The sequence below is a fragment of the Ruegeria sp. BG7 genome, from assembly GCF_056535685.1.
Map to the genome: position 1 here is coordinate 1,062,294 of NZ_JBQFIU010000001.1, position 20,687 is coordinate 1,082,980.

At 55.8% G+C, this 20,687-nt stretch carries 25 protein-coding genes; 8 read left to right on the forward strand and 17 right to left on the reverse strand.

The genetic code is table 11. The annotated features are described in order from the left end of the window. Positions 1–17 precede the first annotated feature (17 nt). The 4 genes from ACR3EH_RS05235 to ACR3EH_RS05250 all read right to left on the reverse strand — a co-directional run bounded on the left by ACR3EH_RS05235 (position 18) and on the right by ACR3EH_RS05250 (position 4,751). Positions 18–2,696 carry a sensor histidine kinase gene (locus tag ACR3EH_RS05235; RefSeq protein WP_171186732.1) on the reverse strand — a complete coding sequence of 893 codons (2,679 nt, stop codon included), beginning with the start codon at positions 2,694–2,696 and terminating at the stop codon, positions 18–20. Continuing rightward, positions 2,696–2,824: a hypothetical protein gene (locus tag ACR3EH_RS05240; protein ID WP_371732026.1), complete on the reverse strand. Its 129-nt coding sequence runs from the start codon at positions 2,822–2,824 to the stop codon at positions 2,696–2,698. Before ACR3EH_RS05240 ends, ACR3EH_RS05235 begins: the two co-directional genes overlap by 1 nt. Before the next feature lie 176 nt (positions 2,825–3,000). Continuing rightward, a complete protein-coding gene (locus ACR3EH_RS05245) occupies positions 3,001–3,381 on the reverse strand; it encodes a response regulator transcription factor (protein ID WP_171186736.1) in 381 nt (126 codons plus the stop codon). 77 nt (positions 3,382–3,458) lie between these two features. After that, a complete protein-coding gene (locus ACR3EH_RS05250) occupies positions 3,459–4,751 on the reverse strand; it encodes a helix-turn-helix domain-containing protein (RefSeq protein ID WP_171186738.1) in 1,293 nt (430 codons plus the stop codon). Positions 4,752–4,963: 212 nt separating this feature from the next. On the opposite strand from ACR3EH_RS05250, the gene ACR3EH_RS05255 reads away from it, so the two are divergent. The 4 genes from ACR3EH_RS05255 to aat all read left to right on the forward strand — a co-directional run bounded on the left by ACR3EH_RS05255 (position 4,964) and on the right by aat (position 8,191). Next, on the forward strand, positions 4,964–5,500 hold the full coding sequence (locus ACR3EH_RS05255; RefSeq protein WP_171093998.1) for a helix-turn-helix domain-containing protein: 537 nt from the start codon (positions 4,964–4,966) through the stop codon (positions 5,498–5,500). Positions 5,501–5,650: 150 nt separating this feature from the next. After that, positions 5,651–6,151: an acetyl-CoA carboxylase biotin carboxyl carrier protein gene (gene accB, locus ACR3EH_RS05260; RefSeq protein WP_171186739.1), complete on the forward strand. Its 501-nt coding sequence runs from the start codon at positions 5,651–5,653 to the stop codon at positions 6,149–6,151. A gap of 9 nt (positions 6,152–6,160) precedes the next feature. Continuing rightward, positions 6,161–7,507, forward strand: coding sequence for an acetyl-CoA carboxylase biotin carboxylase subunit (gene accC / locus ACR3EH_RS05265; RefSeq protein WP_171676052.1), 1,347 nt, complete (start codon positions 6,161–6,163; stop codon positions 7,505–7,507). 51 nt (positions 7,508–7,558) lie between these two features. After that, positions 7,559–8,191, forward strand: coding sequence for a leucyl/phenylalanyl-tRNA--protein transferase (gene aat, locus ACR3EH_RS05270; RefSeq protein WP_171186741.1), 633 nt, complete (start codon positions 7,559–7,561; stop codon positions 8,189–8,191). On the opposite strand, the gene ACR3EH_RS05275 is transcribed toward aat, so the two are convergent. The 6 genes from ACR3EH_RS05275 to ACR3EH_RS05300 form a co-directional block, all read right to left on the reverse strand. Continuing rightward, positions 8,146–8,514 (reverse strand): DUF2155 domain-containing protein, encoded by a 369-nt coding sequence (locus ACR3EH_RS05275; protein ID WP_171186743.1) that lies wholly within the window; start codon positions 8,512–8,514, stop codon positions 8,146–8,148. The genes aat and ACR3EH_RS05275 overlap by 46 nt on opposite strands. Further along, positions 8,511–8,963, reverse strand: coding sequence for an outer membrane lipid asymmetry maintenance protein MlaD (gene mlaD / locus ACR3EH_RS05280; RefSeq protein ID WP_171094008.1), 453 nt, complete (start codon positions 8,961–8,963; stop codon positions 8,511–8,513). Before mlaD ends, ACR3EH_RS05275 begins: the two co-directional genes overlap by 4 nt. An 11-nt stretch (positions 8,964–8,974) precedes the next feature. Further along, on the reverse strand, positions 8,975–9,358 hold the full coding sequence (locus tag ACR3EH_RS05285) for an NADH:ubiquinone oxidoreductase subunit NDUFA12 (RefSeq protein ID WP_171094011.1): 384 nt from the start codon (positions 9,356–9,358) through the stop codon (positions 8,975–8,977). Between the two features lie 80 nt (positions 9,359–9,438). Beyond that, positions 9,439–9,801 (reverse strand): RidA family protein, encoded by a 363-nt coding sequence (locus tag ACR3EH_RS05290; RefSeq protein WP_171186745.1) that lies wholly within the window; start codon positions 9,799–9,801, stop codon positions 9,439–9,441. Between the two features lie 161 nt (positions 9,802–9,962). After that, entirely contained in the window at positions 9,963–11,231 is a 1,269-nt protein-coding gene (gene clpX, locus ACR3EH_RS05295; RefSeq protein ID WP_171094016.1) for an ATP-dependent Clp protease ATP-binding subunit ClpX, read from the reverse strand. Between the two features lie 131 nt (positions 11,232–11,362). Then, on the reverse strand, positions 11,363–11,995 hold the full coding sequence (locus ACR3EH_RS05300) for an ATP-dependent Clp protease proteolytic subunit (RefSeq protein ID WP_170530866.1): 633 nt from the start codon (positions 11,993–11,995) through the stop codon (positions 11,363–11,365). 367 nt (positions 11,996–12,362) lie between these two features. Between ACR3EH_RS05300 and ACR3EH_RS05305 the strand changes: the two genes are divergently transcribed. Further along, on the forward strand, positions 12,363–12,704 hold the full coding sequence (locus ACR3EH_RS05305; RefSeq protein WP_171186747.1) for an ArsR/SmtB family transcription factor: 342 nt from the start codon (positions 12,363–12,365) through the stop codon (positions 12,702–12,704). A 61-nt stretch (positions 12,705–12,765) separates the two neighbouring features. Next, on the forward strand, positions 12,766–12,903 hold the full coding sequence (locus ACR3EH_RS05310) for an entericidin A/B family lipoprotein (protein ID WP_171094020.1): 138 nt from the start codon (positions 12,766–12,768) through the stop codon (positions 12,901–12,903). A 1,153-nt stretch (positions 12,904–14,056) separates the two neighbouring features. On the opposite strand, the gene ACR3EH_RS05315 is transcribed toward ACR3EH_RS05310, so the two are convergent. Beyond that, on the reverse strand, positions 14,057–14,506 hold the full coding sequence (locus ACR3EH_RS05315) for a hypothetical protein (protein WP_171186749.1): 450 nt from the start codon (positions 14,504–14,506) through the stop codon (positions 14,057–14,059). Positions 14,507–14,720: 214 nt separating this feature from the next. Between ACR3EH_RS05315 and ACR3EH_RS05320 the strand changes: the two genes are divergently transcribed. After that, on the forward strand, positions 14,721–15,485 hold the full coding sequence (locus ACR3EH_RS05320; protein ID WP_171186751.1) for a hypothetical protein: 765 nt from the start codon (positions 14,721–14,723) through the stop codon (positions 15,483–15,485). Positions 15,486–15,515: 30 nt separating this feature from the next. On the opposite strand, the gene ACR3EH_RS05325 is transcribed toward ACR3EH_RS05320, so the two are convergent. The 6 genes from ACR3EH_RS05325 to ACR3EH_RS05350 all read right to left on the reverse strand — a co-directional run bounded on the left by ACR3EH_RS05325 (position 15,516) and on the right by ACR3EH_RS05350 (position 20,075). Beyond that, positions 15,516–15,836 (reverse strand): hypothetical protein, encoded by a 321-nt coding sequence (locus ACR3EH_RS05325; RefSeq protein ID WP_171186753.1) that lies wholly within the window; start codon positions 15,834–15,836, stop codon positions 15,516–15,518. Between the two features lie 157 nt (positions 15,837–15,993). After that, a complete protein-coding gene (locus ACR3EH_RS05330) occupies positions 15,994–16,413 on the reverse strand; it encodes a hypothetical protein (RefSeq protein WP_171186755.1) in 420 nt (139 codons plus the stop codon). Positions 16,414–16,486: 73 nt separating this feature from the next. After that, positions 16,487–17,371: a DUF4747 family protein gene (locus tag ACR3EH_RS05335; RefSeq protein ID WP_171186756.1), complete on the reverse strand. Its 885-nt coding sequence runs from the start codon at positions 17,369–17,371 to the stop codon at positions 16,487–16,489. A gap of 263 nt (positions 17,372–17,634) precedes the next feature. Continuing rightward, the gene (lepA, locus tag ACR3EH_RS05340; protein ID WP_171186758.1) at positions 17,635–19,434 is read right to left on the reverse strand and encodes a translation elongation factor 4; all 1,800 of its coding nucleotides are present in this window, start codon (positions 19,432–19,434) and stop codon (positions 17,635–17,637) included. 209 nt (positions 19,435–19,643) lie between these two features. Then, the gene (locus ACR3EH_RS05345; RefSeq protein WP_371808451.1) at positions 19,644–19,796 is read right to left on the reverse strand and encodes a hypothetical protein; all 153 of its coding nucleotides are present in this window, start codon (positions 19,794–19,796) and stop codon (positions 19,644–19,646) included. Positions 19,797–19,808: 12 nt separating this feature from the next. Further along, positions 19,809–20,075: an RNA ligase family protein gene (locus tag ACR3EH_RS05350; protein ID WP_371808452.1), complete on the reverse strand. Its 267-nt coding sequence runs from the start codon at positions 20,073–20,075 to the stop codon at positions 19,809–19,811. A gap of 244 nt (positions 20,076–20,319) precedes the next feature. Between ACR3EH_RS05350 and ACR3EH_RS05355 the strand changes: the two genes are divergently transcribed. Next, the gene (locus ACR3EH_RS05355) at positions 20,320–20,628 is read left to right on the forward strand and encodes a hypothetical protein (RefSeq protein WP_171186760.1); all 309 of its coding nucleotides are present in this window, start codon (positions 20,320–20,322) and stop codon (positions 20,626–20,628) included. Positions 20,629–20,687 lie beyond the last annotated feature (59 nt).

The following is a 20,687-nucleotide window of genomic DNA, read 5'->3' on the forward strand; positions in this document are numbered from 1 at the left end:
AGTTCTTTATGACCGCATCACTGAGCAGCTTGCCGATGAGCCAAAGGCAAGCTCACTCGAAACGCCGCTCCGCCCTGTCCCGGCAGATAGGTGATCTCACCCCCAAGTCGCTGCATGATCTCGCGGCAGATGGCCAGACCCAGCCCTGCCCCGCCGGCCTTGTCGACGCCAACGCGCGCAAATTTCTCGAACACCATCGAGCGCGCGCCGGGCGGAATACCACTGCCGTTGTCTATGAAATCAATGATAACCCGCCCGCCAACGTCATATGCTGAAATTGTCAGCACTGGCTCGACCGCATCGCAGTATTTCTGTGCGTTTGAGATCAGGTTTATGAACACCTGCCCCAGCCTGTCCAAATCCGTGTGCAAAACAATCCGCTCAGCAGCTCGTGCGCGCCGTACAGTTATCTTGCGGCCTGCTCCGGCCAATGCGCTGGACACGGCACGATCCAGAACCGAACGCAAACTGTCATCACTGATGTTGAGGTTGACCTGACCGTTTTCCAGAACACTCAGATCCAGCAGATCGTCCAGCAGGCGAGTCAATCGCAGCGCCTCATCGTGGATGATTGTGGCGTATCGGGTTTGTTCCTCACGGCTCAGACCTTCAGTGTCACGCATGATTTCAGAAAACGCCCGGATCGAGGTCATGGGCGTCCGCAATTCATGACTGACCTGACTAAGGAAGTTGTCCTTTTGCGCCGACACCTGTGTAAGTTTGGAATTAGCCTCGCGCAGTTGCCGCGCCGTTCGGCTAAGCTCGGATGACTTCACCTCAAGCTGGCTGGAGTATTCCAGCAATTGCGCGGATTCATCCGCCACAGCCAGCAGATCTTCGACCGAAACTGACGAGCCGCCCACGATCTGGCCGATCATGGCATGGGCCGTGGCCGTCCCAACGGACCCGCTCAATTCGCGTTCCAAACGGCTGAGAAATCCGGGGGTAGGTTCCGGCAGTTGCGACCGCCCGCCCTGCTTCTCGGCTTCGGCCTGAAAGAACTCCTGCGCGGGACCGGTGCCCAAAATACGCTGGGTCATGATCATCAGGTCTTCGCTTTGCGCGACCGAGCCCGACCAGCCGCGCGGAGCGACCGAATGATCGAACACGTTGACAAATTGCGCCCCCTGCAACCGCTCAAGCGGGCTGGGAAAACTGAGCAAAGAGGCCACGCAGAACGCGATTGTGTTCAGCAACAGCGACCACATCACGGAATGGACGATCGGATCTATCCCCTCAATCCCAAACAGGGCCTGTGGACGCAGCCAGCCGATTCCGAACAACCCGTTCTGCAGCACGCCATCGGGCATTGATGCGCCGCCCATTCCAGGCAGCAGCAAGGTGTAAATCCACAGAAGAAACCCAACCGTCAGCCCGACAAGTGCACCGGTTCGTGTGGCCCCGCGCCAAAACAGACCACCAACCAAAGCAGGCAAGATCTGAGAAATTCCGGCAAAGGCGATCAAACCGATCGAGGCCAGCGCTGCTCCACCGCCCGACGCCCGATAATAGAAATAGCCCAGCGCCATAACAACGGCGATAGACACGCGGCGGGCCATCAGAACGATATTGCGAACATCGCCCGAGACTGAGCCCGTGCCTTCCTGTGTGTTCAGCCAGATGGGCATGACGACATGGTTTGAAACCATGGTCGATAGCGCCATAGCGGTCACGATTACCATTGATGTCGCAGATGAAAATCCACCGATAAAGGACAGCATCGCCAGCCAATCGTTACCCTGTGACAGGGGCACAGTCAGAACGAACAAATCTGGATTGGCGCCTTCGGGCAGCAGGTCCAGGCCCACGACGGCAATCGGGACGACAAACAGGCTCATCAATAGAAGATAGAGCGGGAAAGCCCAGGCTGCGGTTCTCAGATGGCTTTCGTCGTCATTCTCGACCACCATCACCTGGAACATGCGCGGCAAGCAGATAAAGGCTGCAGCAGACAAGAAAATGAAGGTCGTCCAACGCCCGGCGTCGACGTTCCACTGCCCAATTTCCGACGCATCGATCCGCTCCATCATGGGTGCGATACCACCGGCGATGCCCCAGACGACAAAAACGCCGACTGCGATGAGTGCAAACAGCTTAACAACGGCTTCGACCGCAATCGCCGTGACCACCCCGTGATGGCGCTCATTTACATCCAGATTGCGTGTGCCAAAGAGAATGGCAAACACGGCCAAGCCAGCCGCAACCCAAAACACACTCGAGCCTTCGCGATACAGGCCCGACGGGTCGGCCTCGGCAAAGATCGAGAAAGACAGCGTAATCGATTGTAATTGCAGCGCGATATATGGCGTTCCGCCCAACACCGCCAGAATGGTGACGCAGACCGCCAGTGTGTTTGACTTGCCATAGCGCGACGACAGCAGGTCCGCGATCGAAGTCACCCTTTGACTGCGCCCCACACGCACAAGTTTACGCAGCCCCCACCACCAGCTGACCATAACCAGCGTGGGACCAAGGTAGATGGTGACAAACTCTAACCCCGATCGCGCGGCGTTGCCCACAGCACCGTAGAACGTCCAAGCAGTGCAATAGATCGACAAAGACAGCGTATAGATCAGTGGAGAGCGCAGCCATTTCCCACGCCCAGCCGCAGCCATGCGATCTGCTGCGAAGGCTACAGCAAACAGAAATACGACGTAGCCCAAACAAACGAGAATCAGAACGTTCACAGTGGTCATCATTCAACCCCTGTGTCTTGATCCTCGGGCGTGGGTATGCGGCGGGCAGCAAAGCCAAAGATCAGACCGATCACGATCAGTGCGCCCCAGCAAACGAAGACGTAGAAGATTGCCGATGACAGTGGCACTGCGGCATCCCCGTTGGAGCGATCTGGCCACAGAAGCGGTAGTGCGAACAAGAGAGCCCCAAGAAATGGCAGCAGTCGGGCAGCGTCTGTCAACCTGCGACGGCGATAGCTTTGACGTTCCAGGAAAACCGAAGGTCGTGCGCCCGGCGGCTGATTTTTGTTACTCTCGCCTGACATTATAGTCGCGTCGCCTGCGCATGAAGGTCACGCACAGCCGTCAGCACTTCGGCGTTGGAAAACGGTTTCGTCATAAATCGGCTGACACCTGCATTTTCCGCCATTTCCCGGTCGCGCGACTGTCCGCGCGCCGTCAGCATAAGTACAGGAAGACCAGACAGCTCTTCCATCTCTCTCAGATCACGCAGAACATCCATGCCGCTTTTGCCCGGCAGCATGACATCCAGAATGACCAGATCAGGCTGTGCGCCCTGAATTACCTGAAGCGCGTCGGCACCGTCGCCGTGAATCTCGACCTGCCAACCCTCGCGGGTCAGCAGGAACCGGATTGCCTCGGCGATATTCGGCTCGTCCTCGATCAACAGAACCTTACGGCTCATATTTTCAGTTCCTCCCAAGACCGGTCGCCCATCCCTTGGCCGGTCGTAGCCAGATTAAGCGTTCTGTCAGGAAAGTGTCAAAAACCTTCGCTCAAAATCGACGGCTCGCGGCGTGCTGTGCAATCATTGCGGGGGCAGACCCGACAATTAGGTCCAACCTCGGTAACTGCTGGTTCGAAAGCTGTTTCCGGCTCGGGGCGCACCAACATGACAGATCGATAGGCTGGATCTTGATCGTACCCGGCCACAGAATGCGGCCAGGCATACGCGAAACACTCAAACGTGGCCGAGGCCCGTCCAGTCTGCACAACGCGCTTGCGCACCGGTACCAGGGGGCGGTTCAAAGCAGTAAAAACTGGCCAAAGGGGGCAAGCCTCGCCATGTCTTGGCATGGCAAATCCCGGAACCGGCTTGAGGAACAAGATGCTGCCGGACGCATCGCACAGCACCAAGCCGATCGGGCCAGACACAACACTTTCGGGCAAACATGCCAAGCGTCTAAGGACCGTTGCCATGTCCACAGAAAAGTGGCGCGCAAGGTTAATCGGATCCGGGCCAGCGTCCTGAACAAACGAAGCAACCGCATCCATTGGCATGGCTTGTGCGTCAGCGCTCAGTGTTTCCAACATATCACGTGCGACGGCTCGGGCCGCCGCAGTGTTAAGGTCACTCAGGTCAACGATATCAGCCTCACCTCGACCCTCCAATTCCGGGAAAGTGTAATCACGCGCCTGAAAGAACGCTTCGACCTCTTCCAAAGGTACACCGCGCGGGTCGACTGCCGTATCGCTTTCGTCCAGAAACGTCACCAGCGCCTTGGAACTGCCTGCCAATCTTTCGGCATCCTGGTGCAGGTTCTTATGAAACCGTTCACGCCATTCAGCCTCGATATCCTCGGTGTCTGCAAGAATCGCGGCCGTAGATCGAATCGCTGCTGCTGTTGACAAGACCTCGTGCATCGAGGCCGCCAGCTGAGGATCATGGGTCAGCCGGTCAGACAGCATCTCGACATTGCGTTCCAACGAGACGACACGGCGATGCATCTGTGCCAGCACCCCGGCCCAGCCTGGAAAGCGTCCGGCGAACTCTTCCAGAGCGTCCAATTCGGCGGTCTGACCAACCGCATCATCCGCTGCTTCGCGCAGGGCCGACACCAATGTGGCTTCGATCCCCTTTGTCAGCACCGAAGGCTCTACCGACAAGGCCGCTGCGATGTCCACCAGCAGCTTGCCCCCGATCCGACGCCGATTATGTTCGATCAAGTTCAGGTAAGAGGCCGAAATCCCAGCCAACCGCGCCAATTCAGCTTGCCTGAGCCCGGCAATCTGCCGCCTCTCTCGGATACGGCTTCCCGTCAAAGTATCTCGCATGCTTGCATCCTCCTGGCTAAGGTTAAGCCGAGATTGCGAAAATTATTATCGAAACATGTTATATATTTCTGAGGTTTAGTTCAAAGTTTTCAATCCTGATTTACAATTTTAACAAAGCCAGCGTGGTCACCACACAGGGATGACTTGTCGTTATCACACGATAAAGCCCTTCCCCCCTTCTCTTCTGCGCAGTTTCCCGGCACGATACCCGTATGAGCGACCCAGCCTTCGAATATGCGCCCATCGGCCTTGTAGAGCTTGAAAACCGGATTATCCGGCGCTGCAATCTGCAATTCGCGCGCACGTTCGGTGGCGAAGAAGCTGACTATCGCAACATGCCACTGCTGCACCTTTATCCTTCAGTCGCCGATTGGGAACGGATCGGAGAGCGCAGCCTGCAGGTCATGCGCGACACCGGCTATTACACTGACGAACGCGTCATGAGACGGCGCGATGGCGATCTGTTCTGGTGTCGCGCGCGCGGTCGATCACTGACCCCCGATGATCCGTTTCGGCACGGCATCTGGAGTTTTTCGGATATCTCAGAAGAACGACCTCTGGTTGAATTGACAGTGCGTGAACGCGAAGTGGCCATCTTGTCCTGCCGCGGTTTGTCGGCCAAGGAAATCGGCGCAGAATTGGGGCTGAGCTATCGCACGATCGAAGCCTATCGCGCCCGGTTGCTTGAAAAATTTGGCGCACGAAAGCTGTCTGAACTGGTCGCGAAGCTGTCGGGGATGCCCCTGTAAGTCAATCGGCCCTTTAAATTAAGCGGCAAACCAGTTCGTGATGGTGCGAGTCGGCGCTTTTCATGCACCGCTGCTTGGCCTATAACGCTGCGTAATTTGATCAGAGCCCGCAAAAACAGACGGGCCAAAGGGGAACCGTCGAGGACACTCATGACAGATACCAAACACGAAGCGGATGTGGCATTCATCAAGGCTCTGGCTGAATTGCTGCGCGAAAACGACCTGACCGAGTTGCAGGTCAAACGCGAATACGGCGAAGAAGACAGCCTGAACGTACGCGTCAGCCGTATGACACAGGCCGCTGCCGCTCCGGTTCAGGTCGCGGTGCCCGCCGCAGCCCCTGCTCCAGTTGTCGCCCCTGCGGCCGCCCCTGCCGCTGCCGAAGCTCCAGCGGCGCAGGAAGACCCTGCCAGCCATCCCGGTGCTGTGACCTCACCCATGGTTGGAACGGTCTATATGCAGCCTGAACCCGGTGCGCCTGCATTTATCTCCGTTGGCGCTGCGGTCTCGGAAGGCGACACGCTGCTGATCGTCGAAGCGATGAAAACCATGAACCACATCCACGCCCCAAAATCGGGCACGATCAAACGCATTCTGGTCGGTGATGGCGACGCTGTGGAATTCGGCACTCCTTTGGTCATCATCGAGTAAGGCGGGCCCATGTTCGACAAGATCCTGATTGCCAACCGAGGCGAGATCGCCCTGCGCGTCATCCGCGCTGCCCGCGAGATGGGGATAAAGACGGTCGCCGTCCATTCCACCGCCGACAGCGACGCGATGCATGTACGCATGGCGGACGAATCGGTCTGCATTGGTCCTCCGCCCAGCCCGCAAAGTTATCTGTCCGTGCCTGCCATCATTTCGGCATGCGAGATCACTGGTGCACAGGCCATACACCCCGGCTATGGCTTCTTGTCCGAGAATGCCGAATTCGTGCAGATTGTCGAAGATCACGACATCACGTTTATCGGCCCCACCGCCGAGCATATCCGCGTGATGGGCGACAAGATCACCGCTAAAGACACGATGAAAGCACTGGGCGTGCCTTGCGTGCCCGGATCTGACGGTGGCGTACCCACATTGGAAGACGCCAAGCGCATCGGTGAGGAATTCGGCTATCCGGTCATCATCAAAGCCACCGCCGGTGGCGGCGGTCGCGGCATGAAGGTCGCGATGAATGCGGATGAAATGGAAAGCGCCTTTATGACCGCGCGTGCAGAAGGCAAGGCCGCCTTTGGCAATGACGAGGTCTATATCGAGAAATACCTGACCACGCCGCGCCATATCGAAATTCAGGTCTTCGGCGACGGCAAGGGTAAAGCGGTGCATTTGGGTGAACGCGACTGCTCGTTGCAGCGCCGGCACCAGAAAGTGTTTGAAGAGGCCCCCGGCCCCTGCATCACCCCCAAAGAACGGGCCAGGATCGGCAAGATCTGTGCCGACGCCGTGGCCAAGATCAACTATATCGGCGCTGGCACCATCGAGTTCCTCTATGAGAATGGCGAGTTCTATTTCATCGAAATGAACACCCGCCTTCAGGTGGAGCATCCGGTAACAGAAGGCATCTTTGGCGTCGATCTGGTGCGCGAGCAAATCCGCGTGGCTGCAGGCGAGCCGATGTCATTTGGGCAAGATGATCTGGAAATCAAAGGCCACGCCATTGAGGTGCGGATCAACGCGGAAAAGCTGCCGAATTTCTCGCCTTGTCCGGGTAAAATTACCGCATATCACGCGCCGGGTGGTCTGGGCGTGCGGATGGATTCAGCGCTTTATGACGGATATTCAATCCCGCCCTACTATGACTCGCTGATCGCTAAGCTGATCGTTCAAGGCCGCGACCGGGCCGAAGCGCTGGCGCGGCTGGAACGCGCATTGGGAGAGTTGATCGTGGACGGAATCGATACCACAGTGCCTCTGTTCCATGCCCTGCTGCAGGAACCCGACCTGCACAGCGGCGACTACAACATCCACTGGCTGGAGCGCTGGCTTGCGGAGAATATGAAATAGTAACCTCCAAGAACCGGAGGGCGCACGCCTTCCGGTTCCCTCTTACCCAAAATGAGCCTATCCGCTGAACTTTTGCTGCACGGGTACTCCATCGGCATTTTCCCGATGGCCGAACACCGCGATGACCCCGAGCTGTTCTGGGTCGATCCAAAATTTCGCGGCGTCTTTCCGTTGGACGGGTTCCATGTCTCCCGTAGTCTTTCACGCCGCATCCGCAATTGCGGGTTCGAAATCACGATAGATCAGGACTTTTCCGGCGTCGTGGATGGCTGTGCCGACCGGGCCGACACCTGGATCAACGCAGAGCTGCACGATCTGTACCGCCAATTGCATCAAACAGGCTATGCCCATTCTCTCGAAGTCTGGGACGGAGCCGCACTTGTGGGCGGTGTCTATGGTGTAACCTTGGGGGCTGCATTCTTCGGGGAAAGCATGTTCTCACGCCGCACCGATGCGTCGAAAATCGCCCTTGCCTATCTTGTGGACCGCCTGCGACAAACCGGATTCCACCTGTTCGATACGCAGTTTCTGACTGCGCATCTGGCGTCCCTTGGCGCTATCGAAATCCCGCGCAGCGCTTACAAAAGAGAACTTGAAGAGGCTCTGAATCTCGGCGCCGATTTCAAGGCGTCAATCGATCAGTCCGCAGCGGGTGTGATACAGCGGATCACCCAGACATCATAACGCGCATGGTCCAGCGCGTTCAGGGCTGGGGATGTCGCAATCATCCAGCCGTCAAACAACTGATCAGCTTTCCCCGTTTCCCAAATCGTAAGATAGGCAAACGCGTCACCCGTCGGGTTATCAACTGGATAGCGGCAATCCCCCAACGCAACATCCAAGCCGAAAACAGCTTCGGTCTCACCGCTTTGCATTTCAACATCAACGGTCTGACCGCTGACTTTGTCCAGCCCGCGCAGCATGGCCCCCGGACCGGACTGGACCTTTTGCTGAGCAACAACACTGGTTCCGACCAAAAGAAGGGCAATCAAAGCAGCACGGATCATTCGCTGCCATCTCCGGCCACAAACTTGACCAGCAGAGAGATCAGGCTGACCGCGCCTTGTGTATCTTCGATCTCGTCTCCGGGTTCGAAATAGAATGGCGACCCGCCGGGCATAACTTCGACGAAATTGCCACCCAGCAGCCCCTCGGACGAGATCACAATAGCGCTGTCATCCGGCACTAGGATGCCATCGGCAATGGTGAAGGTCGTGTCTGCACGATAGGTATCCGCGTTCAGCGTCACACCGGTTACCGTTCCAATCTTGACGCCTGCAAGACGGACATCCGTGCCAACACCAACCCCTTCCAGCGACCTGAAAGACGCACCAAGTTCGTACCCGGCCGCGCCTTGCGACAAGCCCGTCGATTGGCTGGCGTAAACGCCAAATGCCAGAGCGCCGGCCAACACGACGCCACCGACAAATACTTCGGTCCAATTATGGCTCGACATGTTCGCCTCGCTTATTCTGGGCTCCAGGCCTCATAATCCTTGCGTTCTACCGGCTCGGCCCGACGCAGCGAACCTGCTGGCGCATAAGCCATAGCAGTACCGGTCAGGTTTTCCTGATGCGGCTTTTCCCAGGATTTATGCGGCAAAGGCTTATCCGTCGGAGGCTCATCCCAGGTGCGATGCAACCAACCGTGCCATTCGGGATCAACTCGGCTGGCTTCAGCCTCACCGTTGAAGATCACCCAGCGTTTGCTGTCGTCCGCTGTGCGATAAAAAACATTGCCTTCATTGTCTTCGCCGACTTTGACGCCTTTTCGCGAAGTGTAAATCTGCGTGTTCAGAGTGGACCCATTCCACCAGGTTACGGCTCGCAAAAGACTGTTCAGGATTCCCATCGGGTGCCTCCGGCATTTCGGTCGAGAAAAGGTATGGACCAAAGGCTCGCCAAGGTCCAGTGCCCCTGGTGCCGCAAGCGTCACTCCGGCAGAAACGCGGTCACTTCGATCTCGATCCTGTATTTCGGATAGATCAATCCACATTCAATCATGGTCGCAGCCGGAGGATTTGCGCCGAAGGTGTCCGCCAGAATGGGCCAGCAAGGCTCAAACTCTGTGCGATCCGGCAACATGTATGTCACCCGAACCACATCCTCGAATCCTGCGCCTGCCTTTTGCAGAGCAGTTTCAATGATGCTCAGCGCGGAGCGACACTGCGCCACAATATCTTCACCCTGCCCCACTGTTCCGGCCACGTGAACCCAGCCGCCCGCGACAACCGCACGGCAGTATCCAACTTTTGCTTCGAATTCACCGCCGGATGAGATCCGCTGAATCGCCATGCCGCTTCCTCTTCGTTGATCGCAAGCCCAAGACCACTGCAACAAACGAAAAAAGGCAATCGCCAGTTCTCAGGCCGCAACTGTCTCGGGGACACTGGTAAAACGACAGCGGGGGCAGAGCCCCCTACTGTCTTGTCAAATCCAACACCCGTGAATTGCTATTAACCTGCGGATGCAGATTCCGGCGCTGCGTCTGCATAGATGAACAGTGGTTGTGACTCGGACGATACCGCCTCTTCGTTCACGACAACTTCACTGACGTTCTTCATGCCCGGCAGTTCGAACATGGTATCCAGCAGAATGTCTTCCAGGATCGACCGCAAGCCTCGTGCACCGGTTTTGCGCTCAATCGCCTTCTTGGCTATAGATTTCAGCGCATCATCCGTGAAGTCGAGTTCGACATCTTCCAATTCGAACAAGCGCTGATACTGCTTGACCAAAGCGTTCTTGGGCTTGGTCAGGATCGTGACCAATGCGTCTTCGTCCAGATCTTCCAAAGTTGCCAGAACCGGCAAACGTCCCACAAACTCGGGGATCAAGCCGAATTTCAGCAAATCTTCTGGCTCAAGATCCTTGAAAATCTCGCCTACGCCGCGGTCGTCATTGTCACGCACATCGGCACCAAAACCCATGGCCGAGCCTTTGCCGCGCTGCGCGATGATCTTGTCCAGACCAGCAAAGGCACCACCGCAGATGAACAGAATGTTGGTGGTATCCACCTGCAGAAATTCCTGCTGCGGATGTTTGCGTCCGCCTTGCGGAGGAACGCTGGCCACGGTGCCTTCCATCAGTTTCAGCAAGGCTTGCTGCACGCCCTCGCCCGAAACGTCCCGTGTGATCGACGGGTTTTCAGACTTGCGCGTGATCTTGTCGACCTCGTCGATATAGACGATGCCGCGTTGCGCGCGTTCGACGTTGTATTCGCTGGCCTGAAGCAGCTTGAGGATGATGTTTTCGACATCTTCGCCCACATAGCCCGCTTCAGTCAGCGTCGTTGCATCAGCCATGGTGAATGGCACGTCCAGAATACGGGCCAGTGTCTGCGCCAGAAGGGTCTTACCGCACCCTGTTGGGCCAATCAGCAGGATATTGGATTTCGCCAGTTCAATGTCGCTGCCGGCTTTCTGAGCATGGTTCAGACGTTTGTAATGGTTGTGAACCGCAACGGACAGAACGCGCTTAGCGGTTGCCTGCCCGATCACGTAGTCGTCCAGAACCTCGCAGATGTCTTTGGGCGTGGGCACACCATCAGACGACTTCAGCCCGCTGGCCTTGGTCTCTTCACGGATGATGTCCATGCATAGTTCGACGCATTCATCGCAGATGAACACGGTCGGGCCCGCGATCAGTTTTCGCACCTCATGCTGGCTTTTCCCGCAGAAACTGCAGTAGAGCGTGTTCTTCCCGTCGCCGCCTGAATTCGTCGCCATGATATACCTTTCGGGCCTCGTCCCTGCACCCCGGCAGGGATGCGCTTACGCCTGTTTGTGCAGCTTAGGCCAGCACTCTGGCGGCTACAATCTCAAAATGACCCCCGCGCCGATGGCGCGGAGCACTGGCCTTAGGCCTCTTCCGTGTCCATTTTTGCACGGTTTTCGACGATTTCATCGATGTGGCCCCAGTCTTTCGCTTCTTCCGGGCTCATGAAGTTGTCACGGTCCAGCGCCTTTTCAACCGCCTTTTTAGTCTGCCCGGTATGACGCACGTAAATGTCATACAGGCGATCCTTCAGCTTTTGTGTTTCGGCCGCATGGATCATGATATCGCTTGCCTGACCCTGATAGCCACCACTGGGCTGGTGAACCATGATCCGGCTGTTGGGCAGCGAAAAGCGCATCCCTTTCTCACCACCAGCCAATAGAACCGACCCCATCGATGCCGCCTGACCGATCACCAATGTGGAACATTTCGGCTTAATGTACTGCATTGTATCGTAAATCGATAAACCGCTTGTCACCACACCACCAGGGGAATTGATGTAGATCGAAATTTCCTTATTCGGATTCTCGGCCTCAAGGTGCAACAGCTGCGCAACGACCAAATGGCTCATACCATCGTGAATTGGGCCGTTGATGAAGATGATCCGCTCTTTCAAAAGACGCGAGAAAATATCGTAAGCGCGTTCGCCCCGGCTGGTCTGCTCGACGACCATGGGAACGAGCGTATTCATGTAAGTATCTACGGGATCGAACATTCTGAACCTGCCTGCTTTGCTATGGATCGGGACACTACCCCAACAAGTATTACCCGAGTCTTAGTATCGGCTCGGGGGGGCTGCAAGGGGGGCAGGTGAGAACGACGCAGGAATGTGTGCTGTGATCAAATACGCGCAAGGCAGCACCCGATGTTCACATTCAAAAACGGCTGATGGAACGCAACCGACGCCCTTTGGTTGCGGTAGGGGGGAAAGGTGGCTTCTGTTTCCCTTTCACGCATCACGGTATTTTGATTTATACATATAGAGCAAAATGACCGAAACATGTATGTGGATGCAACGCGGCAAAGGTTCGTTGTAATGTAATAACGTGACCCACTTGATGGGTTAGCAAGGAAAAAGAACAATGGCACTTCCCCAACTGTCACAAGACATGTCCCAAGAAGACTTTGACCGCATGGTCGGCAACGCGACACGTGCGTCGAATTTTCTAAAGGCGATCAGCCATGAAGGGCGCTTGATGATCTTGTGCCACCTGGTATCGGGTGAGAAATCTGTGACAGAATTGGAAGAGCTTTTGTCCGCAAGGCAAGCCGCGGTGTCTCAGCAATTGTCGCGCCTTCGATTGGAAGGTTTGGTCATCCCAAGACGGGAAGGTAAAGCAATCTACTACCGTTTGGCGGACGATCGTCCAAAACGGATGTTAGAAGTGATATATGAGTTGTTTTGCGGCGATGGTGCCTCTTAACGGCTGGTTTCATTAGCGGAAAGCTGCTACCGAACCTCCATCGAGCACCAAGGAGACGACAATGATCCGTGTTATTCTGATTGGCCTGAGCCTGTTTGCCCTGACAGCCTGCGAAACTGCAAAAGGCGCTGGGAAAGACATTGAAAAGGCCGGGGACGCCATCCAGGACGCTGCGACAGACGTGCAGGAAAACCTGTAAGGTTTTCCGAACTTGCGCGGTGCGTTCGTCTTCAAACCAAGTAGACGGATTGCTGCGCCCGATCCCAATACCCACATTGCCGGGGCGCGGCCTCTTGGCTTTATTTTCCAGAACCACATCGGGGCTCTTTTGCACGCGCGAAAGAGCCCCGTTCCCGTTCAGCTGGGGGTGAGTGGTAGCCTGTATAAAACCGTAAACCGGCAAAGGAAAAGGCGTCAGGTGCGCAGACGTTGTCTTTGCGAGTACCCTTTCGGATACGCCTGACGCCTTACCGGGTCGATGCGCCCCAAGGGGTGCCCCGATCCTTTTGCCTCAGCCCACTGAGGGGCCGTGACAACTGCTTTGACCCCAAAGGGTCGCGCAGCATGCATCGGCCATCAAAGAGGACAGTCAACTGAAACAAGCGCGATGCCTGCCCACAACTGACCTTAACGGTAAGTCTTTGAAGCTCTAAGAAAATCCCAAGACCCTCTCAAACCCTCAAACCTCTGGACCTTTGCTTACCACCGTCGGTTCCGAGGACCCTAGGCAGTGATCAGACTGTTACATTCCGGTCCTCGCCCGGCAAGAAAATAGCACTGCAGCATGAAAAATAGACGGGGATAAAATGTTGATATCCGGCGGGACATTTCTGTGGATAATCCGAGAAAGCTCGACACCGCGCTGAGTTGATCGGATGTTCAGGCAGCCGTCGACTAAATGCCACTTTTTTATGAAATGCTGCAGGTGCAAAGGCAGGAGTTCGGCCATTTCGGTGAAAACCACTGGGTTTGTTCAACTCTCAGGCGCCAATTCCATCGAATCGGCGACCTGAACAGCTCTTATTAGGTCACTTCGTTACCCACGGCAGTGCCTGGCCCCCAGCTGAAATAGGGCGTGAAAAACTCTTGTCGGTAATTCATCAAGAACCGGATGGCGAAGACTCACCACTTGCGAGTCCCAACTGGCCCCGATCATGGAACACCGCATTCCAACCGAAACGCTTTGATTCCTGTAGCACACAGTGACATCGCCAACCGGTCTCCTCCCCTTGGCAAAGGCAATGGCTTTAATTCTGAGAAGCAGTCCGACCCGGACGACGACCGGCCACTCTGCCGCATAGGCGGCGGGCGGCGGTCTATACCCCCTACGGTCCGACCGGGCCGGAACCGCTTCAGTTCACCTGACGTTCCAGAACGGTGCTGTAAGTCGTTCCGTTTCGCAGGCTACGGAAATCCGCATAGATCTTGCCGTCTTCATACCGCGCATCGATCAGCGCATTGGCGCCAATCACCAGCGGTGAGGTTTCAACGATGCCGATGGCGCCAGAGCCGTCCAGACTGATGGTTCCGGTCGCCTCGTATTCATTCCATTCGGTGTCGCCATCGCGCCGCCATTTGCTGGGACCCCAGAAAACATTATCCTCCTGAATCTGCACATCCAGCATCCATTCCGCCTGGTTGAACCGAGGCTCGTCGCCTTTGTAGTAATGGCTGGGCTGGACGGTCGTGTAAGTCCCCAACCACGTGCCGCGCAAGTCGGGCGTAGTTTCAGCCATCGCGGCTGTTCCAAGGGTGAGTGTCGTGGCCAAAGCAGCTGCTCCGGCAGTCATGTATCTGGTCATGGGCTCTCTCCTTCTGTGTGCCCAACAGATTGGGAGAGCGCATAGCGGTTACAACTTACCTAAAGTAAACTTCACACACCGTTCAGGTTGCCGGGCGCATGAAGCGATCGGAACCTGCTGATGGTGCGCCTTTTTCCTTCCCACAGCAGTCAACGCAACTTAAAGACTGGGTGCGATACACCCGCCCGACGGACAGAAACGCGAAAAGGTACAAATGCACTTTCCCAAAAGACACCATCGCGCCTTCAAAAGCGCTGTCCGACGCTTCCGAAGCGAGTTTTCGCAATTTGTACTGGAACAAAGCGGCTCTGAAGTGCTGTGCGGGCCGATGAAAGGCTTTCGCTTTACCGAAAACGCCTTTTGGGGCGGGCACTCTGATACCGCCACAAAGATCTTTGGCCTGTATGAGCAGCAGAATCTTGGCATCCTGAGCAACTCGGACAAGCCCGTGCTGGTGGATATCGGCGCGGCCGATGGCTTTTGGGGCGTTGGCCTTGTCTCGACCGGTAACTTCGAGAAAAGCGTGTGTTTTGAAGTATCGGCAAAGGGCCGCGAGGTCATCCGCGAGACGGCCGAGCACAACGGTGTCGGTGACCGCGTGACCGTATTTGGCGACGCGTTGGATAACACCGCCGAGAATATCGCAAGTGTTGCCCCCGACCCCGGTGACATTTTCTTTCTGATCGACATCGAGGGCGTGGAATTCAGCCTGCTGACCGAAGAATTTCTGACGCAGTATCGCCAGTCGGAATTCCTGATCGAACTGCATCCTCAGATGGTCGAGAACGGCGCTGCCAAATTGAGGGCCATCGAAGATTTTTGCGGTCAGTATTTCCAGATCACCTATGTGGACGGCAGCGTCCGCGACACGTCAGAGATGGATAAAATCCTTAAGCTGGGGGATGATTTCAAATGGCCGATCATCTCGGAAGGGCGCGGGTTTCCGATGCAATGGCTGCATCTGGTGCCGCGCGGATAAGGCATTTGGCCTGAGCGAAAAGAGAAAGCGTCAGGCCCAGGCCAGCGCTGTGCCGATCAGAACCAGAACGATCCCCGCAACTTCCCGGCATGAGAAGTTCTCGCCAAACAGAAAGAATGAGGCGATGGCGATCAGCACGACCTCGGCCCCCAGAATACCGGTGTAGATGATGCCCAACCGCTCTTCACGCAGCGCGGCGAGTTCCAGCGTTGCGGCGGCCAGCAATGTGGCGACGATCAGTAGGGTCAGGCCAACACCGGGGATCTTCCACCAGAACTTCATCGAGATCATGGCCACGGAATAGAGACCCGCCGACCCAAGGGCGATGAGGGGGATCATGGATGTAGACATCTGGGCCTCCTGCCGAGGTTGCCGTTGGGTCAAGTGTAGCAGGTGGGCGGCTTTGAGGCTGTGAGGTTGGTCACAGTGGGGTTATGGATTATAGACCCATCCTAAGTAGGGTGGGTCAGTCCAACCCTCGTGGAGGGCTTCGGCCCGCCCTACGAGGCTAATCGTCTAAAGGTGCCGCTGAGTTTTTTATGTCCGCAACCAGAATAAGATTACCGGCCGCAGCAAGACCTGCGAGCAATGAATAGGTAAACAGCCAGAAGCCAACACCAGAAAGAAGCAGAGTGTCATAGGCCTCAACTGCCAGAGCAAATATTATTGCTAGTATTTGCAGCAGAACAAAATGAAAGAAAACTGCCACCAACTGCATGAACATTGAGTCTTCGGCACCGTCTTTGTGCAGTAGTTTGACGTACGCGCCGGACGTCATCGCAAAAACGATCGCCATTGCTCCCAGAGAGAAAGAAACCATTGAGGGCAGGATTGAAAGGGCAAGGCTCGCCCATTCCCGCTGGCCGTCGCAATTCACTGGCAACCAGAGCCCATGCAACAGCCAGGTCAAGGCGAACGAAAGATACAAATAAGGAGACTTCCGGAGAGCTTGGAAACCTCCATAACCTCGCCAATAGATTTTGAATGGCTTAGGAATTATCCTACTCAAGGACGTTAAACTCATCTGGATTATCGCCATTAAATCGATAGAGCTCTCTGCCTTCAAAAGCCACACGCCTTATGGCACCGTAACTGCTTTCGTCTTGCTCGAGTTCAATCTCGATTTCGGCGGGTACCTCCTTCGTCGATCTGGTGACACGCTTTTCATCGGTGTCAAACCCGGATACTTCCACTTGTCCATTGTCTTTTGCAAGGCTTGTGTAGATTCGCATGCGAGGTGTTAACACTAGTGTGTCCTGACCGGAGGCCTTTGTCGCAGTTGTTTGAAGCCTCTTGATTTTCATTGCTTCTATTTCTTCGAGAACTTCGCGATGTTCGTCACTCAAGTCATCAGGATTTGGCACGAAAAGATCTATGTCAATCTTGGTGATAGAGTCGACATCAAGGACATACTCCAGAGCGTCAGATTTTGATGCAACATGAACGAAAACGTCATCACAAATTGATCCTTTCGCATTTCGCAATATGTCCTCGAACGCCTTGCGAGCTACGTTTGGCGAGATCGTACTGCCTTCGTCATTGTTCAACTCCACATACAACGCATGCTTGTCTTCGCGAAATGAAAAATAGAAAATTCTAGAGTTAAACCCAATGTCGTCTGGAAACTGAATTCCGGCTTCTTCCAAAGATTTTTCCTCCAAAGAGGACTTGCTAACCGCTGGCGCCGTTGGGTCAATTTCTGACCAAGTAGCAATACGGCCCCGGAAAATACCGTCTTCTGAGGCTGTTATTGGTGAAATCCGTGCATAGCGTTCACCCCGGTGTTTAATCGGATTCGACTTAGATGCCGCTTCAAACAAATCTCTATAGGCATTTTCAGGATGGGGTTGAGCAACTACGTTCAGCAGTACGTAGGATTTTCTCATTCAATTTTTCCTATAATCTTATAAGTTGTAGAATCCGCGCGCCAACGGCTAGGTCGCACAACCTTGATCATCAGTCAACGCGCTAAAATAATTGCGAACTGTCTATAATCTCCCGTGGGAACGCAGTTGACTGCGCCACCCGCTTTAACCCACCCGTCGTAATAATGCTCAGCCTGCAGCTGTCTAACAGCACTATTACTGCACCGGGTGCCGCACGCGTTTGGCTTTGCCAAACGCTTCCGCGCACTCGCACTTAAAATGGACTAAGAATCCATTTTAAGTGCGGAAATAAACGCCTCCTGCGGGATATCAACCTTCCCGAACTGGCGCATCTTCTTTTTACCCGCCTTCTGCTTGTCCAACAGTTTGCGTTTCCGCGTGGCATCGCCGCCGTAACATTTCGCAGTCACGTCCTTGCGCAGGGCGCTCAGGGTCTCGCGGGCGATGACCTTGCCTCCGATGGCGGCCTGGATCGGGATTTTGAACATGTGGCGCGGGATCAGGTCCTTGAGCTTTTCGCACATCGCCCGGCCCCGCATCTCGGCCCGGTCGCGGTGAACCATGGTCGACAGCGCGTCCACCGGCTCGTCATTCACCAGCACCGACATCTTGACCAGATTGTCCTCGGTATAGCCAGTCATCTGGTAGTCGAATGAGGCATAGCCCTTGGTCACCGATTTCAGGCGGTCATAGAAGTCAAAGACAACCTCGTTCAGCGGCAGGTCATAAACGACCATGGCACGGCTGCCCGCATAGGTCAGGTCCAGCTGGATGCCGCGGCGGTCCTGGCAGAGTTTCAGCACATCGCCGAGGTATTCGTCTGGCACAAGGATAGTCGCCTTGATGCGCGGCTCCTCGATATGGTCGACCTTGGACGGGTCGGGCATGTCCGCGGGGTTGTGCAGCTCGATCATCTCGCCGTCCTTCATGTAGACGTGATAGATCACCGAGGGCGCGGTGGTGATAAGCTCGATATCGTATTCGCGTTCGATGCGGTCGCGGATGACCTCAAGGTGCAACAGGCCAAGGAAGCCGCAGCGGAAGCCAAAGCCCAGCGCGGCTGAGGTTTCCATTTCAAAGCTGAAGCTGGCGTCGTTTAGGGCCAGCTTGTCGATCGCATCCCGCAGGTCTTCAAATTCGGCCGAGTCCACGGGGAAGAGGCCACAGAACACCACCGGCTGCGCGGGTTTGAAGCCGTCCAGTGCGTCTTCGGTCCCGTTGCGGTCATTGGTGATGGTGTCACCGACGCGGGTGTCGCGGACCTGTTTGATCGAAGCGGTCAGGAAGCCGATTTCACCGGGGCCGAGGCTGTCGACCATCTCCATCTCGGGCCGGAAAACGCCGACGCGGTCGACGTGGTGCAGGGTGTTGTTCGACATGAACTTGACCCGCATCCCCTTTTTCAGCGTGCCGTCCATGATGCGGACCAGAACGATGACGCCCAGATACGCGTCGTACCAAGAATCCACCAGCATTGCCTTGAGCGGCGCGTCCAGATTGCCCTGCGGAGCGGGCAGTTGCTGCACAATGGCTTCCAGCGTTTCGTGGATGCCCTGCCCCGTTTTGGCGCTGACCTGAATGGCATCAGTCGCGTCGATGCCGATCACATCCTCGATCTGTTCGGCCACGCGGTCGCAGTCGGACGCGGGTAGGTCGATTTTGTTCAGCACCGGCACGATTTCGTGGTCGGCATCAATGGCCTGATACACGTTGGCCAGCGTCTGCGCTTCGACCCCTTGGGTCGAGTCCACAACCAGCAGCGAGCCTTCGACCGCGCGCATCGACCGGCTGACCTCATAGGCAAAGTCCACGTGGCCGGGGGTGTCGATCAGGTTCAGCACATAGTGCTCGCCGTCATCCGCCGTATAGTCGATGCGAACCGTGTTGGCCTTGATTGTGATGCCGCGTTCCCGCTCGATATCCATGCTGTCGAGCAGCTGTTCTTTCATGTCGCGATCCTTGACGGTTCCGGTCTCTTGGATGAGCCGGTCAGCAAGGGTGGATTTGCCATGGTCGATATGCGCGACGATGGAGAAATTGCGGATATGAGCGAGGTCTGTCATGGGTTGGGGATATGCGTCGGAAATGGGCTGCGGTCAAGGTGGCAAGACGCGCTGCTAAATCCCCTATTTGCGATGCCTCAGTCCGGTCAGACCAGTCCGTTTTTGACCAGTTGCGCGTTCATCCAGTGTATCTCACTTTGCACATGACCCTCACGCACATATTTCGCGAGATGAGTAGGCATGTCTTCTTCCTTGAATGCCACTGTTGTTCAGACGCCAAACCCCTCTTGTGTGTCGAGATTCAGGCCAGCAATCACATCTGTCAGGACCTGCGTGTTGAACCGCCCGCGATACAGTACAGGAACAGATGTGATCCCAAGCTCGGTAAAGCGCGAAAGCGTCGCATTCCAAGATTGGATCACATCCCCTTTGACTCAAGCAAAACCCAGAAAGTAAGTCATTAACGCTGAATACGCGATGGAGTGACGCGCAAACAAGTACTCGCCAACAATGCGTTCATCCTCGGCAAGTTGAGGTGCGATACCGGCGGCAAACGCCTTCATCCAATCACGCGACGGGTGGTATCTGGCGTTGATACTACGAGGGTGACAGCCTTGGCTATGAATGGTCGTGTTCTCGCCGTCCATCTTTTCGGTGAAAACCACTTCGTCAGCCGATGCCAGTTCATCGACACAGGACATAATTTTGTCATCGCCGGTAGCGCCGGGAGATTGAGGCAGGTGAAAAGTGCGCCCGTATTTCTTAAGCATCTCGGTCTAACTTAACTTTCTACCCTAATGTTGTGCCAGAAAACGCGACATGCCAGCAGTGTGCAATCACTTTTTCGCAACGTATGATTGATCCGTTAACCACTTTGCTTCATACTCCCGCTCAGACCGAGAGGGGCACAAGATCCCTCAGGGCAGGCAAAAACGAGGCATGAGCATGAAACAGTTCCTCTTTATCGCATTCTGTGCCGCAACGATGACGGCCATCGCTCCGCAGGTTGAGGCCGCGCAGATCAAGCGCGCCTGTCTGGCGTCGGATCGGGCCGCCGCTACACGGGACCGGTGCAGCTGCATTCAGCGCGTGGCCGATCAGGCGCTGACGCGCAGTGACCAGAAGACCGTCTCGAAATGGTTCGAAGACCCCCATCAGGCGCAGCAGTTGAAGATGTCGAAGACCGCGCGTGATGATGCGCTGTGGGATCGGTATCAGAACTTTGGCCAGATGGCGCAGGCGATCTGCAGCTAACACACCGCAAATCCTTGACCTGATGCAAGCTGCGCCTCAGAAAAGGCGCAGCGAAAGGT

What these genes read in the sequence shown, in the direction of transcription:
- ACR3EH_RS05235 (WP_171186732.1), bottom strand. Translation starts at nt 2,696, where the DNA reads ATGACCACTGTGAACGTTCTGATTCTCGTTTGTTTGGGCTACGTCGTA.
- ACR3EH_RS05245 (WP_171186736.1), bottom strand. Translation starts at nt 3,381, where the DNA reads ATGAGCCGTAAGGTTCTGTTGATCGAGGACGAGCCGAATATCGCCGAG.
- ACR3EH_RS05250 (WP_171186738.1), bottom strand. Translation starts at nt 4,751, where the DNA reads ATGCGAGATACTTTGACGGGAAGCCGTATCCGAGAGAGGCGGCAGATT.
- ACR3EH_RS05255 (WP_171093998.1), top strand. Translation starts at nt 4,964, where the DNA reads ATGAGCGACCCAGCCTTCGAATATGCGCCCATCGGCCTTGTAGAGCTT.
- accB (WP_171186739.1), top strand. Translation starts at nt 5,651, where the DNA reads ATGACAGATACCAAACACGAAGCGGATGTGGCATTCATCAAGGCTCTG.
- accC (WP_171676052.1), top strand. Translation starts at nt 6,161, where the DNA reads ATGTTCGACAAGATCCTGATTGCCAACCGAGGCGAGATCGCCCTGCGC.
- aat (WP_171186741.1), top strand. Translation starts at nt 7,559, where the DNA reads ATGAGCCTATCCGCTGAACTTTTGCTGCACGGGTACTCCATCGGCATT.
- ACR3EH_RS05275 (WP_171186743.1), bottom strand. Translation starts at nt 8,514, where the DNA reads ATGATCCGTGCTGCTTTGATTGCCCTTCTTTTGGTCGGAACCAGTGTT.
- mlaD (WP_171094008.1), bottom strand. Translation starts at nt 8,963, where the DNA reads ATGTCGAGCCATAATTGGACCGAAGTATTTGTCGGTGGCGTCGTGTTG.
- ACR3EH_RS05285 (WP_171094011.1), bottom strand. Translation starts at nt 9,358, where the DNA reads ATGGGAATCCTGAACAGTCTTTTGCGAGCCGTAACCTGGTGGAATGGG.
- ACR3EH_RS05290 (WP_171186745.1), bottom strand. Translation starts at nt 9,801, where the DNA reads ATGGCGATTCAGCGGATCTCATCCGGCGGTGAATTCGAAGCAAAAGTT.
- clpX (WP_171094016.1), bottom strand. Translation starts at nt 11,231, where the DNA reads ATGGCGACGAATTCAGGCGGCGACGGGAAGAACACGCTCTACTGCAGT.
- ACR3EH_RS05300 (WP_170530866.1), bottom strand. Translation starts at nt 11,995, where the DNA reads ATGTTCGATCCCGTAGATACTTACATGAATACGCTCGTTCCCATGGTC.
- ACR3EH_RS05305 (WP_171186747.1), top strand. Translation starts at nt 12,363, where the DNA reads ATGGCACTTCCCCAACTGTCACAAGACATGTCCCAAGAAGACTTTGAC.
- ACR3EH_RS05310 (WP_171094020.1), top strand. Translation starts at nt 12,766, where the DNA reads ATGATCCGTGTTATTCTGATTGGCCTGAGCCTGTTTGCCCTGACAGCC.
- ACR3EH_RS05315 (WP_171186749.1), bottom strand. Translation starts at nt 14,506, where the DNA reads ATGACCAGATACATGACTGCCGGAGCAGCTGCTTTGGCCACGACACTC.
- ACR3EH_RS05320 (WP_171186751.1), top strand. Translation starts at nt 14,721, where the DNA reads ATGCACTTTCCCAAAAGACACCATCGCGCCTTCAAAAGCGCTGTCCGA.
- ACR3EH_RS05325 (WP_171186753.1), bottom strand. Translation starts at nt 15,836, where the DNA reads ATGTCTACATCCATGATCCCCCTCATCGCCCTTGGGTCGGCGGGTCTC.
- ACR3EH_RS05335 (WP_171186756.1), bottom strand. Translation starts at nt 17,371, where the DNA reads ATGAGAAAATCCTACGTACTGCTGAACGTAGTTGCTCAACCCCATCCT.
- lepA (WP_171186758.1), bottom strand. Translation starts at nt 19,434, where the DNA reads ATGACAGACCTCGCTCATATCCGCAATTTCTCCATCGTCGCGCATATC.
- ACR3EH_RS05350 (WP_371808452.1), bottom strand. Translation starts at nt 20,075, where the DNA reads ATGTCCTGTGTCGATGAACTGGCATCGGCTGACGAAGTGGTTTTCACC.
- ACR3EH_RS05355 (WP_171186760.1), top strand. Translation starts at nt 20,320, where the DNA reads ATGAAACAGTTCCTCTTTATCGCATTCTGTGCCGCAACGATGACGGCC.